This is a genomic window from Aphanothece microscopica RSMan92 (assembly GCF_046613545.2).
Lineage (GTDB): Bacteria > Cyanobacteriota > Cyanobacteriia > PCC-6307 > Cyanobiaceae > NIES-981.
In genome coordinates, this window is record NZ_JBKKKY020000069.1 from 1 (window position 1) to 12,535 (window position 12,535).

The following is a 12,535-nucleotide window of genomic DNA, read 5'->3' on the forward strand; positions in this document are numbered from 1 at the left end:
CTGGCCTTGGCGGCCGGGCGGGTGCCCTTCCATCTCCACTACTCCAACAAGGGCCGGGACCTCTGCGAGCGGCTGGAGCTGCCCGGCTGTGACCTCGGCGGATTCGACCCCGTCGCCACCGGCGAGGCGATCCTGGCCAGCCGACCCGTGCCCTTCGATGACCAGGCGATCCGCTCCCAGGTGCGCCGCGACTTCAGCTGGTGCATGGACAGACTCGGCCTGGAGGGGATGAACTGACATGCGCGTGCTCCATGTGCTTCCCTCCGGCGGCATGGGCTGGGCCGGCGGAATCCGCCCCACCCTGCGCAGCCTCGCCGATTCCAGCCTGGGCCAGCAGCACAGCTTCGAGGTCACCGGCCAGGACGAACTGAAGTCGACGCTGGCCTCCTGGGCTCCGGAGCTGCTGGTGTGGCACGTTGCCGCCTCCTGGAAGGCCCTGCCTCGCCTGCTGCCCAGGCGCCGTTGCCGTCAGATCCTGTTCGAGCACCACTACTGCCAGGGATTCGAGGAGCACACCGTTCCCTCGAGGCGGCGCTTCCGCGCCATGCTCCGCCTGGCCTACGGCTGCATGGAGCGGGTTGTGGCGGTCTCGAGCGCCCAGGCGGCCTGGATGGGCGCTGCCGGGCTCGTGCCCCCTCCGCGCCTGCGGTTGATCTGCTCCTCCCGGCCCCTGGATGGCTTCCTCTCCCTGCCACCCCCTGGAGCGGTTCCGCCTGGAGCGCCCCTGCGCCTGCTGGCCTACGGGCGTCTCACCCGCCAGAAGGGTTTTGACCTGCTGATCCGGGCGATGGCGCTGCTGCCGCAGGCCCCGCTGCAGCTCCGCCTGGTGGGGGATGGGGAGCAGCGCCGGGAACTCGAGCGCCTGGCCGGCCCTGACGGCCGGATCGAGCTGCTGGGTGCCCGCAACGACATCCCCGAGCTGCTCTCGGCCGCCGATGCCGTGATCATCCCGTCGCGCTGGGAGCCGTGGGGCAACGTGTGCCTCGAGGCCCGGGCCGCCGCCCGACCGGTGATCGTGAGCCCCGTGGATGGGCTCCCCGAGCAGGTCGACGGCTGCGGCCTGCAGGCTGCCGCCGCCAGCGCCGAGGGCCTGGCGGGCGCGCTGCAGCAGCTCCTGGCCAGCACGCCGGAGGAGCGGGCGGCCTGGTCGCGCGGTGCCCGTGACTCGGCGCGGGGTTCCTGGCAGGCCTACCTCGACGGATGGCAGGGCCTGCTGGCGGAGCCCCGATGAGCTGGATCGAGGGCCTTCGGCGTCGCCTTCCCCAGGACCGCTTCGTTCGCAACATCGGCTGGATGGGGCTGGGTGAAATCGGGATCCGTGTCTCCCGGCTGGTGGCCACCGTGCTGCTGGCCCGGCTGCTCACGCCGGAGGACTACGGCCTGGCGGCGATCGTGCTGATGACGACCGAGTTCGTGCGGGTGTTCACCCGCAATGGCATCGGTGACAAGCTCGTGCAGGCCGATGCGGAGGAAATCGCCGAGCTCTGCCAGACCGCCTGGTGCCTCAACTGGTTGATCGGCATCGGCCTGTTTCTGGTTCAGTTGGGCGGCTCTTTTCTGGTGGCCCGTTTCTACGGCAACGGCAGGCTGGTGCTTCCGGTGATCCTGGTGGGCTTCACCTATCTGATCTACCCGCTGGCCATGGTGCAGACGGCGCTGGTGCGCCGCGACAATCGCCTCAAGATCTTCAGCCTCACCAATCTGGCCCAGGTTGTGGCCGACAACATCCTCACCGGGGTGCTGGCGGTGCTGGGCTTCGGCATGTGGGCCATCGTGCTGCCGAAACTGCTGGTGGCGCCGGTGTGGGTGGCGATGATGTTCCGCTACGAATCCTGGCGCCCCCAGCTGGTGTTCACGCTGCACCGCTGGCGCCGGATCCTGGGGTTCGGAAGCCGCATCCTCGGTGTGGAGCTGCTCAACACGTTCCGGGAGAATGTCGACTATCTCCTGATCGGTCGCTTCATCGGCATGCAGGCGCTCGGCGTGTATTACTTCGCCTTCAATGCGGGGTTGGGATTGAGTCTGAGTGTGATCAATGCCCTCGGTCTTTCGCTCTATTCAGACCTCTGCGCCATCCGCTCCGAACCGCGGGCCCTGCGCGAGCGGTTCTCCCAGAACCTGTGGACGATCGCGAAGGTGATCGTGCCGCTCGTGGCCCTGCAGTCCAGCCTGGCGCCGCTCTACGTGCCGCTGGTGTTCGGCCAGAAATGGGTGGTGGCCGGTGCCGTGCCGATTCTGGTGTTGATCTGTCTCTCGGCCCTGTCCCGCCCCTTCGCCAACGCCGCCTCGATGCTGTTTCGCGCCGTGGGGATGCCCCAGGTGGATCTGCTCTGGAACCTCGCGTTCACGGTGGTGCTCACCGGCGCTGTGCTGATCGGCACCCGCTGGGGCGGGCTCGGGGTGGCCGCCGCCGTGGCCCTGGTGCATCTGGGCCTGCAGCCGCTCTACCTGCTGCTGGGTCGTCGTCTGCTGCTGCGGCCGGGGGGAGCGGTCGGTGCCTGACGCCAGCCCCGCCCCTTCCCCCCGGGTGGCCGTGGTGATGCCGATCCACAACGCCGCCCCCTGTCTCCGCGAGACGCTGCGCACCGTTCAGAACCAGACCCTGCCCGACTGGGAGCTGATCGCCATCGATGACGGCTCCAGCGACGACAGTGCCGCCATCGTGGCCGCCGTCACCGCGCAGGACCCCCGCATCCGCCTGCTGCGCCAGCCCAACGCGGGGGTCTCCCGCAGCCGCAACCGCGGTGTGGCCGCCAGCCGGGCACCGCTGATCGCCTTCCTGGACGCCGACGACCTCTGGCACCCGCAGAAGCTGGAGCGGCACCTGGCCCAGTTCACGCGCGATCCGGGCCTGGGCCTCGGCTTTGCCCGGGTGGAATTTCTGACCCCCGAGGGGCGCCCCACGGGGGGGATCGCCTCCCTGCCGCCCCTGCCGCTGACCGCCGCCGGACTGCTGGCCGAGAACCCCACCACCACCACCTCCAACTGGGTGGTGCGTCGGGAGGTGTTCGAGGCGATCGGTGGCTTCGTGGCCGAGATGAGCTATTCGGAGGACCTCGAGTGGCTGGTGCGCCTGGCCAGTGCCGGGCGCTGGAGGATCGAGCCGCTGGACCAGGTGCTCACCTACTACCGCACCAGCACGGCGGGGCTTTCGGCCAGCCTGGAGCGGATGGAGCGGGGCTGGCTGCGCCTGATCGAGCAGGTGCGGGGCTACGCGCCGGATCTGGTGGCGCGGCATTTCGCCGAAGCCCAGGCCGTGCATCTGCGCTACCTGGCCCGACGCTCGCTGCGTCTCTCCGTACCGCCGGCCCAGGGCCGGGATTTCATCGTGCGGGCCCTGAGGTCGGATCCGTGGCGGCTGCTGCGGGAGCCGCGCCGCACCCTGCCCACGGTCGTGGCGGTCTTCGCCCGGCCCCTGCTGGCGCCATGGTGGCCCCGGCCGCGGGGCACCCCCGCCCCACTCTCCCCCGCCCGCACCGTGCCCTCGCCTGTGCTTCCGATCGAACTTCCCGAGCATCCCCTGGTCTCGGTGGTCATGCCCCTGTACAACGCAGCGGCCACCGTGGCGGCCAGTCTGGAATCGGTGCTCGCCCAGACCTACAGCCACCTGGAGATCCTGGTGGTCGACGACGGCTCCACCGATGACGGGGTGGCGATCTGCCGCCGCTACGACGATCCGAGGATCCGGGTGATCCAGCAGCGCAACCGCGGCCTGGCGGGTGCCCGCAACACGGGCATCCGCCAGGCCCGGGGCGCCGTGCTGGGCTTTCTGGACAGTGACGACCTCTGGCTGCCGACCAAGATCGAACGCCACGTGCAGCATCTGCGCGCCCAGCCCGGGGTGGGGGTGAGCTACTCCCGCTCCGCCTTCATCGATGCCGAGGGCAAGCCGCTCGGGATCTACCAGACCCCGGCGCTCCACGGGATCACCCCGGAAGTGATCCTCTGCCGCAATCCGATCAGCAACGGATCCTGCGTGGTGATGCGGCGGGAGGTCCTCGAGGCGATCCGCTTCGAGGCCAACCTCTACGGCAGCGTCGAGAGTTACTGGTTCGATGACAGCTTTCGCCAGTCCGAGGACATCGAGTGCTGGCTGCGGATTGCCCTGACCAGCGGCTGGGGGATCGAGGGCATTCCGGAAGCGCTCACGCAGTACCGGGTGAGCAGCGGTGGCCTCTCAGCCAACATCGACAAGCAGTTCGCCAGCTGGCAGCGGGTGATCGACAAGACAGCCGGCTACGCCCCTGAGCTGATCCGCGCCCACGGGGCCCGCGCCAGGGCCTACCAGCTGCGCTACCTGTCGCGACGGGCGATCCGTGAACGGCAGCCCGCTCTCGGCACCCGGCTGGTGTTGCGGGCCCTGCGGGGCTACCCGCGGCTGTTGCTGGAGGAGCCCTTGCGTACGCTGATCACCCTGGCGGCGGGATTTCTGGGCGTGCTGCTTCCACGGCCGCTGTACCGAGGGCTGGAATCGGTGATGATGCCGATCACGGGCCTCAGCCAGCGCCTGGCGATGCGCACGCCTGCCCGGGCCGAGCGGAGCTGAACGGATGCGACTCCTGCTGGTCTGTTCGTCCGGGGGGCATTTCAAGGGCCTGCTCCAGCTGCGGCGCTTCTGGAGCCAGCACCAGCGGAGCTGGGTGACCTTCGACACCGCCACCACCAGGGCTGCGCTGGAAGGGGAGTCGGTGCGCTGGGCCCACAGCCCCACCAACCGCCATCTGCCCAACCTGCTGCGCAACGGCCTGCTCTCCTGGCGTGAGCTGCGCCGCCAGCGCCCGGATGTGATCCTCAGCACCGGAGCTGGCGTCGCCGTGCCCTTTCTCATCGTGGGCAAGCTGCTGGGCTGCCGCACGGTGTTCGTGGAGTCGATCACCCGCATCGAGAGCCTGAGCCTCTCCGCCCGGCTCGTGCTGCCCTTCCTGGATCGGCTCTTCGTTCACTGGCCCCAGGTGCAGGCCCGCTATCCCCGGGCCGAGCTGATCCGGGCCGAGCAGATCCATGCCGAGCTGATCCCTGCAGAAGGAGGACCCCTGCCATGATCCTGGTGACGGTCGGAACCGAGAAGTTCCCCTTCAACCGCCTGATGGGATGGGTGGAGCTGCTGATCCAGCAGGACCTCCTGGGGGATGAGGAGGTGGTGGTGCAGTACGGCACCTGCACGGTGCTGCCCGGGGGCGCGAAGGTCTACCGCCTGCTGAAGGAGCACGATTTCCAGGATCTGGTGCGGCGGGCCCGCCTGGTGATCGCCCACTGCGGTGAGGGCACGGTGCTGCTGCTCGACGGCATGGAGACCCCGTTCCTGCTGGTGCCCCGCAGCCAGCGCTACCAGGAACACGTGGACGACCACCAGGTGGAACTGGCCCAGGCCCTGGCCTCGATGGGTGTGCCGATCGGCTGGGGGCCCGGCGATCTGGTGCGCTTCCTGGCGCGGCCCAGCCGGGTGTCGATCGGCGATCTCTCGGTGGCCGCCGCCGAGGCGGTCTGCACCCGCCTGGAGCAGCTCTTTCCCGTCCGCCCATGACCAGCCTTCCGGCCAACGGCTCCGCAGCCCCGACCGGCCCTCATGGGGTCGGGGTCACCTTCCACCGGGGTCTGCTGCTGCTCGGCTTTCCGCGGCGCTTCACCGTGACCGAGGCCGTGGCCTTCCGCCAGGCCCTGGAGGAGCTGCTGGCACGGTTTCCCGACACCCGGCGGCTGGTGCTGGACTTCAGCCGCACCGAGCTGATCGACAGCAGCGGTCTCGGTTCCCTGATCCCCAACCTGAAGCTGGCCCGCCACCACGGCCTTCCCGTGGAGGCCTGGAGTGCCGGGGCGCAGGTGAAGCTGGCCTTCTCGCTGATGGGCCTCGAGCAGGCTCTGCCGCTGCAGGAGGGCACCGAGGGCCTGAACCCGTCCCAGGCGGTGCATGCCAAGGAGCGGCCGGCGATCACCCATCCCTCGGTGCGCTCAAGGCCCAAGCGGGTGCTCGACATCGTGGGGTCCCTGGTGGGTCTGGCGATCACCCTGGTGCTGTTTCCCTTTCTGGCCCTGGCGATCCGGCTCGACAGCCCCGGGCCGATCCTCTTCGGCCAGGTGCGGATGGGATGGATGGGGCGGCGGTTCCGCCTGTGGAAGCTGCGCTCGATGGTGGTCAACGCCGAGGCGCTGCGCTCCACGGTGCGCAACGAGGCCTCGGGGGCCTTCTTCAAGAATGCCAAGGATCCCCGCATCACCCGGGTCGGCCGCTTTCTGCGGCGCACCAGCCTCGATGAGCTGCCCCAGTTCTGGAATGTGCTGATCGGCGACATGAGCCTGGTGGGCACCCGACCGCCCACCCCCGATGAGGTGGACCGCTACGCCGTGCCGAACTGGCAGCGTCTCGATGTGCGCCCGGGGCTCACCGGTGAGTGGCAGGTGAATGGCCGCTCCACCGTGCTGGATTTCGAGGACGTGATCCGCCTCGACCTTCGCTACCAGGAGAACTGGAGCTTCTGGTACGACATCCGGCTGATTTTCAAGACACTGGCGGTGATCTTCAGCAAGCGCTCAGGGGCCAGCTGACGATGGCCGCTGCCGACGCCACCCCCACCAGCCGATCCGCCCGGTTCCCCAGCCGGCTGGAGGAGACCTCGGCGCTGCTCGCCTGGTTTTCCCAGGTCCAGCCCCCTTCCCTCGATCCCCTGATTTGGGTCCAGGCCCAGACCGCCCTGGTCGAGGGCTTCACCAACGCCGTGCGCCATGCCCATGCCCCCCTGGCCAGCCCGCCCGCCATCGAGGTCGACGTGGCGTATGACGCCACAGGGCTGCGGATCCGGATTCGTGACCACGGCCCGTTCTTCGACATCCCGGCGGTCTGGCGGGCCCTGGAGGACACGGCCGATGGCGCAGGTGGAAGCGAACCAGCTGACCCCACGGCCCTGCCGGAGCGCGAGTCCCACTGGGGGCTGATCATGCTGCTGCGGCTGCACCGCCAGCACGGCTGGTCGATCCACTACGACCCGCTGCCGGAGGGGGGCAACGTGCTGGTGCTGCAGAAGCCACTCTGCTGAGGCGGAGCGCACGGGTCGAAGAAGTCGACACCGAACTGCTCGGGCCGGCCGCAGGCCTCCGGGTGGAGCCAGGTCCAGCGGGTCCAGAGCTGCAGGTAGAGCCCGGTGCCGGCGGGCCCGGGGGCGAAGCCGGTGCCGAGGAAGTCGCCCCAGCTCACGGCTGGCCGGCCGGCGTAGGGCGGCAGCGCGCGGGTCCATGACGTGGTGCGCTCACTGTGATGCAGGATCGGCCGGCCGTCGTAGGTGAACACCGGCTCCAGGTGCTCCACGGCCCGGCGCTCGACGGCGAACCACACCTTCTTGCTGGTCTGCAGGTACCAGAAACACCAGGCCCGGCCGGCCACGGGCCGGTCGTGGTGGGTGGTGTAGAGCGCACCGCGGGCACTGGCCCGGGGTGTGCCGTGGCGCTGGAGGGGCGAGCCGACCATGGGCAGAGGCGGGCTGATGCGGGCTGATCCGGAACCCTGGTGCTGCCCCAGTGTGTCGTGTGGTCTCTGCCCTGGCGCGCTCAGCGGCCGCTTCCGGCCCGCCGCTCCACAATGAGGCAGCCGCTACTGCCCTGGCGATGCCCGAGGCCACGATCGAATCGGTCCTGCAGGAAGGCCGGGTCTTCCACCCGCCGGCCGAGCTGGCCGCCTCGGCCCGGATCGGCAGCATGGAGGCCTACCGCGCCCTGGCCGCCGAGGCGGAGAGCGACCCCGAGGCCTTCTGGGGCCGCCTGGCGCGGGAGCATCTCCACTGGTTCGAACCGTTCGACACGGTGCTCGACTGGAGCCAGCCGCCTTTCGCCACCTGGTTCGGCGGCGGCCGCACCAACCTGAGCGTCAACTGCCTCGACCGCCATCTCGACGGCCCGCGGGCCGACAAGACGGCCCTGATCTGGGAGGGGGAGCCGGGCGACACGCGCCGCTTCACCTACCGCGAGCTGCACGCCGCGGTGTGCCGGGCCGCCAATGCCCTCAGGGCGCTGGGCATCGGCAAGGGGGATCTGGTGGCGCTCTACATGCCGATGGTGCCGGAGGCCGCCATCGCCATGCTGGCCTGCGCCCGCATCGGCGCCCCCCACTCGGTGGTGTTCGGCGGCTTCTCGGCCGAGGCACTGCGCGACCGGTTGATCGATGGCCAGGCGAAGCTGGTGATCACCGCCGACGGCGGCTTCCGCAAGGACAAGGCCGTGGCCCTCAAGCCGGCGGTGGATGCGGCCCTGGCCGATGGCGCCGCCCCCAGCGTGGAGCACGTGCTGGTGGTGCGGCGCACGGAGCAGGACTGCGCCATGGCGGAGGGCCGCGATCTGTGGTGGCATGAGCTCGTCGATGGCCAGAGCGCCGACTGCCCGGCCGAGCCGATGGAGAGCGAAGACCGCCTCTTCGTGCTCTACACCTCCGGTTCCACCGGCAAGCCCAAGGGGGTGGTGCACACCACCGCCGGCTACAACCTCTGGGCCCACCTCACCTTCCAGTGGATCTTCGACATCCGGGAGGACGACGTGCACTGGTGCACGGCCGATGTGGGCTGGATCACCGGGCACAGCTACATCGTGTACGGGCCGCTCTCGAACGGTGCCACCACGGTGATGTACGAGGGGGCGCCGCGGCCCTCCAAACCGGGCGCCTTCTGGGAGGTGATCCAGAAGCACCGGGTGAGCATCTTCTACACGGCGCCCACGGCGATCCGGGCCTTCATGAAGAGCGGGCGGGAGGTGCCCGACCAGTACGACATGGGCACCCTGCGGATCCTCGGCACCGTGGGCGAACCGATCAACCCCGAGGCCTGGATGTGGTATCGGGATGTGATCGGCGGCGACCGCTGCCCGGTGGTGGACACCTGGTGGCAGACCGAGACCGGCGGCGTGATGATCAGCCCCCTGCCCGGGGCCACCCCCACCAAGCCGGGCTCCTGCACCCTGCCGCTGCCCGGCATCGCCGCGGACATCGTGGATCTGGAGGGCCGCTCCCAGCCCGCTGATGCGGGCGGCTATCTGGCGGTGCGGCGCCCCTGGCCGGGAATGATGCGCACGGTGCACGGCGATCCCGAGCGTTTCCGCAAGAGCTACTGGGAGCACATCCGTCCGGCCGACGGCAGCTGGCTCTACTTCGCCGGCGACGGCGCCCGCCGGGATGCCGACGGCTACTTCTGGGTGATGGGCCGCGTGGATGACGTGATCAACGTGTCGGGGCACCGGCTTGGCACGATGGAGATCGAATCCGCCCTGGTGAGCCATCCGGCGGTGGCGGAGGCCGCCGTGGTGGGCCGGCCCGATGAGCTCAAGGGCGAGGGGATCGTGGCCTTCGTCACCCTGGAGGCGGGCCGCAGTGGCGACGACGCGCTGATGGCGGAGCTGCGCGGCCATGTGGGCCAGGAGATCGGTCCGATCGCCCGGCCGGATGTGATCCGCTTCAGTGATGCCCTGCCCAAGACGCGCAGCGGCAAGATCATGCGCCGGATTCTGAGGGCCCTGGCGGCTGGGGAGGAGGTGAGCGGCGACACCTCCACCCTGGAGGATCGCTCCGTGCTCGATCAGCTGCGCGTGTGACGCCCATGGGCCTCAAGGCGCGGCGGCTGGAGGAGACGCTCGTGAACACCTTCTTCCGGGGCCTGCTGATCGTGGTGCCGGCTTACCTCAGCTTTCTGCTGCTGGTCAAGGCGATGAAGGCCGTCGGCGGGCTGGTGAAGCCGCTGGCACTGGTGGTGCCGGATTCCCTGCCGGTGGAAAAGGTGCTCTCGCTGCTGTTGCTGGCAGCGATCTGCTTGCTGGTGGGGTTCGTGGTGGCCACGCCGGCCGGGCATGCGATCCACCAGCGGTTGGAACGCCGTCTCTATGACCGGATTCCGGGCTACTCGCTGTTCCGCAGCCTGTTTCAGCAGCTGCTGGGCACCAGCGAAGAGAACGTGTGGAAACCGGCCTTCTTCGAGAGCGATGAGGGCCTGCTGCCGGCGTTCGTCATCGAGGAGTTCGCCGATGGACGCTTCACGGTGTTCGTGCCGTCCATCCCGACCCCCTTTGCCGGAGCGGTGCTCGTGGTGGATGCCAGCCGGGTGCACCTCCTCGATGTGCCGTTCACCGAGGCGATGCAGAGCGTGGCGCGCTGGGGCTCCGGCAGCGCGGCCATGGTGAAGGCCTTCGAGCAACGCCATGGCCCGCTGCGGCCCAAGCCGCTGGAGTGATCGGCCTGATCAGGCCAGGGACAGATCGGCGCAGGCGGGAGAGCTACCCCAGTCCGGCCCAGGCGGTGATCTGATCCGCCAGCCGTTCCATCGCCCGCTGCCGCGACGGATCGTCGGCCCACTCCCCCAGCAGCTGGCGCCGCAGCCCGCCGCTGGCCGGCGTGAGGTGATCCCCCGGCAGCTCCACCAGCGTCGAGGCATCCCCCGGCCGCCCCTGCAGCACCCCGATCAGCCGGCGGCTCTGGTCGATGCCATCGCGGCTGAAGCGCACGAGCAGGTTGCGCGGCTGGCGGTAGTTGGCGGCGATCTGCACCAGCGTCTCCTCCGGCGAGGGGCTGAATTCACTGCGGAAGCGGAACTGCTGCCCCAGTTCCGCCAGCAGCGGGATCGAGCGCTCCGCCGAGAAGTTGTTGAAGCTCAGGGCCACCAGCCCATCGCAGCGCCGGCCCCCATCGGGGGCCAGCAGGTGGAGCTTGCAGCCCAGGCTGTGGCCCAGCCGCAGCAGGGGAGGCCTGCCCTGGCCCGGGGCGGCGGCCATCGGCGGGTCGCCCTCGCGCAGCTGGCGGAACAGCCGCCAGGCGCTGTTCGCCTGGGCCTGGTGGTCGAAACCCGGCACGTAGCTCCAGGCATGCACCCGCCACTGCCGTGCCGCGAGGGCCTCGAGCAAGCGCCGGTAGCTCAGCTGGGGGGTGGCGGCCAGGTAGCTGCCGCCGATGAACTCGATCAGGCCGCGGGGCGGGCCCGCCGGCTCCAGCCCCCAGAGCTCCCCCTGCTGCCGCCACCGCATCATCGCCGCGTGCCCCGTCTGCCGCCGATCGGTCCGGCCTCAGCTCCCCTGGAGGCGCTGCAGCGCCGCGATGGCCTCGCGCCGGTGGGCCGGACCGTCGAGCAGGTTGTTGAACACGTGGCGGATCACCCCCTCCCCGTCGATCACGTAGGTCACCCGGCCGGGGAGCAGGCCCAGCACCCCCGGCACCCCGAAGGCCTTGCGCAGGCCATTGCCCCGGTCCACCAGCAGCGGATAGGGCAGGTTGTGGCGCTGGGCAAAGCGCTGGTGGCTGGCGGCGTCGTCGCCGCTCACCCCCCAGACCTCCGCCCCGAGCCCTTGCAGGTCGGCGTAGCTGTCGCGGAAGGCGCAGGCCTCCATCGTGCAGCCGGGGGTGTCGTCCTTGGGATAGAAGAACAGCACCAGCGCCTTGCCGCCCAGGCTGTCGCTGCGCCGTTCGGTGCCGTTCTGGTCGGTGAGGGCGATCAGGGGTGCGCGGTCGCCGGCGGCCAGGCCCATCACTGTGCAGCAAAGTGGCCACGACCCTAGGCAGCGGCGCCGGCGATGGACGCCTCCGCCCGGGGCTGGGACCATGGGTGCAGCTGCAAGGGCCCAGTCCGTGACCGGCGCGACTCCGGAGCAACCTGACCTCTGGCAGCAGACCGATCTGCTGGCCCCTGCGCCGCCGCCACCGGCCAGGCTCTCATCGGCCCCCCGCCCCTCCGCGATCCCGGCGGCGCCCCGGGCGGGCGAGCCGGGCCCGCCCCGCACCCTGCTGATCCTCGACACCGAGACCACCGGCCTCGACCCTGCCAGTGACCACTGCATCGAAGTGGGCGCCATCCTGTTCCACGTGCCCGCCCGGGCCGTGCTCAGCCAGGTGTCGTTCCTGCTGCCCGCCCCAGCCAATCCGGCCGAACCGATCAACGGCATCCCCGCCGGGGTGACCCAGCTCCCCCAGCCGTGGCGGCAGGGTCTGGCCTGCTTCGTCGCCATGCTGGAGCATGCCGACGCCGTGCTGGCCCACAACGCCGGCTTCGATCGCCAGTGGTTCGGGCACGGCGAGCTGCCGGCCATCGAACGCCCCTGGATCTGCTCGATGGAGGACATCCGCTGGCCGGCGGAGCGCCAGCTGCGCCCCTGCCCCTCGGTGCGGGATCTCGCCCTGGCCTATGGCGTGCCCGTCTGGGCCGCCCACCGGGCCCTCACCGACTGCATCTACCTGGCCCAGGTGCTGGAGCGCTGCGACGACCTCGAGGCCCTGCTCACGGCCGCCCTCGAACCCCGGGCCCTGTTCCGCGCCCAGCTCTCCTATGCCGAGCGGCACCAGGCCAAGGCGGCGGGCTTCCGCTGGAACGATCCGGTGCGCGGGGCCTGGACCCGCCGGCTGAGCGAGCGGGAAGCCCGTGCCCTGCCCTTCCCGGTGCAGCGGGTGGAGTCCGAAACCCAGGCCGCCTGAGCCCTCGGGCAGGCTTACCTGCCAACCGATTTCCTTCCATTGGTTGAAGGCCAGCGGTGGCTTCGGCTCCCCCCCGCCGCAGGTCGCACCACCCTGAAGGGAACCGAGGCCGTG

Annotated in this window: 14 protein-coding genes; 11 read left to right on the forward strand and 3 right to left on the reverse strand. The window is 70.3% G+C overall.

What is annotated here, in order from left to right; all coding sequences use genetic code 11:
- From ACLD7X_RS14140 to ACLD7X_RS14175, 8 genes are all read left to right on the forward strand, one after another.
- The coding region (locus tag ACLD7X_RS14140; RefSeq protein WP_411424302.1) for a hypothetical protein at positions 1 to 237 on the forward strand (237 nt) is incomplete at its 5' end.
- Between the two features lies 1 nt (position 238).
- Positions 239 to 1,231, forward strand: a complete 993-nt coding sequence (locus tag ACLD7X_RS14145; RefSeq protein WP_411424303.1) for a glycosyltransferase family 4 protein — start codon at positions 239 to 241, stop codon at positions 1,229 to 1,231.
- Positions 1,228 to 2,502, forward strand: a complete 1,275-nt coding sequence (locus tag ACLD7X_RS14150; RefSeq protein WP_411424304.1) for a lipopolysaccharide biosynthesis protein — start codon at positions 1,228 to 1,230, stop codon at positions 2,500 to 2,502. Before ACLD7X_RS14145 ends, ACLD7X_RS14150 begins: the two co-directional genes overlap by 4 nt.
- Positions 2,495 to 4,546: a glycosyltransferase family 2 protein gene (locus tag ACLD7X_RS14155; protein WP_411424305.1), complete on the forward strand. Its 2,052-nt coding sequence runs from the start codon at positions 2,495 to 2,497 to the stop codon at positions 4,544 to 4,546. Before ACLD7X_RS14150 ends, ACLD7X_RS14155 begins: the two co-directional genes overlap by 8 nt.
- A 4-nt stretch (positions 4,547 to 4,550) precedes the next feature.
- A complete protein-coding gene (locus tag ACLD7X_RS14160) occupies positions 4,551 to 5,042 on the forward strand; it encodes a UDP-N-acetylglucosamine--LPS N-acetylglucosamine transferase (protein WP_411424306.1) in 492 nt (163 codons plus the stop codon).
- Positions 5,039 to 5,524, forward strand: a complete 486-nt coding sequence (locus ACLD7X_RS14165) for a glycosyltransferase (RefSeq protein WP_411424307.1) — start codon at positions 5,039 to 5,041, stop codon at positions 5,522 to 5,524. Before ACLD7X_RS14160 ends, ACLD7X_RS14165 begins: the two co-directional genes overlap by 4 nt.
- A complete protein-coding gene (locus ACLD7X_RS14170; RefSeq protein WP_411424308.1) occupies positions 5,521 to 6,543 on the forward strand; it encodes a sugar transferase in 1,023 nt (340 codons plus the stop codon). The genes ACLD7X_RS14165 and ACLD7X_RS14170 overlap by 4 nt, the downstream gene beginning before the upstream one ends.
- Positions 6,544 to 6,545: 2 nt before the next feature.
- Positions 6,546 to 7,031 (forward strand): ATP-binding protein, encoded by a 486-nt coding sequence (locus tag ACLD7X_RS14175; RefSeq protein WP_411424309.1) that lies wholly within the window; start codon positions 6,546 to 6,548, stop codon positions 7,029 to 7,031.
- Here the strand turns inward: ACLD7X_RS14175 and ACLD7X_RS14180 are convergent.
- Entirely contained in the window at positions 6,974 to 7,459 is a 486-nt protein-coding gene (locus tag ACLD7X_RS14180; RefSeq protein WP_411424310.1) for a hypothetical protein, read from the reverse strand. The two genes, ACLD7X_RS14175 and ACLD7X_RS14180, sit on opposite strands and share 58 nt — an antisense overlap.
- A gap of 137 nt (positions 7,460 to 7,596) precedes the next feature.
- On the opposite strand from ACLD7X_RS14180, the gene acs reads away from it, so the two are divergent.
- Positions 7,597 to 9,564 (forward strand): acetate--CoA ligase, encoded by a 1,968-nt coding sequence (gene acs, locus ACLD7X_RS14185; RefSeq protein WP_411424311.1) that lies wholly within the window; start codon positions 7,597 to 7,599, stop codon positions 9,562 to 9,564.
- Between the two features lie 5 nt (positions 9,565 to 9,569).
- A complete protein-coding gene (locus ACLD7X_RS14190) occupies positions 9,570 to 10,196 on the forward strand; it encodes a DUF502 domain-containing protein (protein WP_411424312.1) in 627 nt (208 codons plus the stop codon).
- 43 nt (positions 10,197 to 10,239) lie between these two features.
- Here the strand turns inward: ACLD7X_RS14190 and ACLD7X_RS14195 are convergent, their stop codons facing one another.
- Positions 10,240 to 10,986 carry a DUF1350 family protein gene (locus ACLD7X_RS14195; protein WP_411424313.1) on the reverse strand — a complete coding sequence of 249 codons (747 nt, stop codon included), beginning with the start codon at positions 10,984 to 10,986 and terminating at the stop codon, positions 10,240 to 10,242.
- A gap of 36 nt (positions 10,987 to 11,022) precedes the next feature.
- Positions 11,023 to 11,484, reverse strand: coding sequence for a peroxiredoxin (locus tag ACLD7X_RS14200; protein WP_411424315.1), 462 nt, complete (start codon positions 11,482 to 11,484; stop codon positions 11,023 to 11,025).
- 70 nt (positions 11,485 to 11,554) lie between these two features.
- Here ACLD7X_RS14200 and ACLD7X_RS14205 point away from each other — a divergent pair, with 70 nt between their 5' ends.
- Positions 11,555 to 12,421, forward strand: a complete 867-nt coding sequence (locus tag ACLD7X_RS14205; RefSeq protein ID WP_411424314.1) for a 3'-5' exonuclease — start codon at positions 11,555 to 11,557, stop codon at positions 12,419 to 12,421.
- Positions 12,422 to 12,535 lie beyond the last annotated feature (114 nt).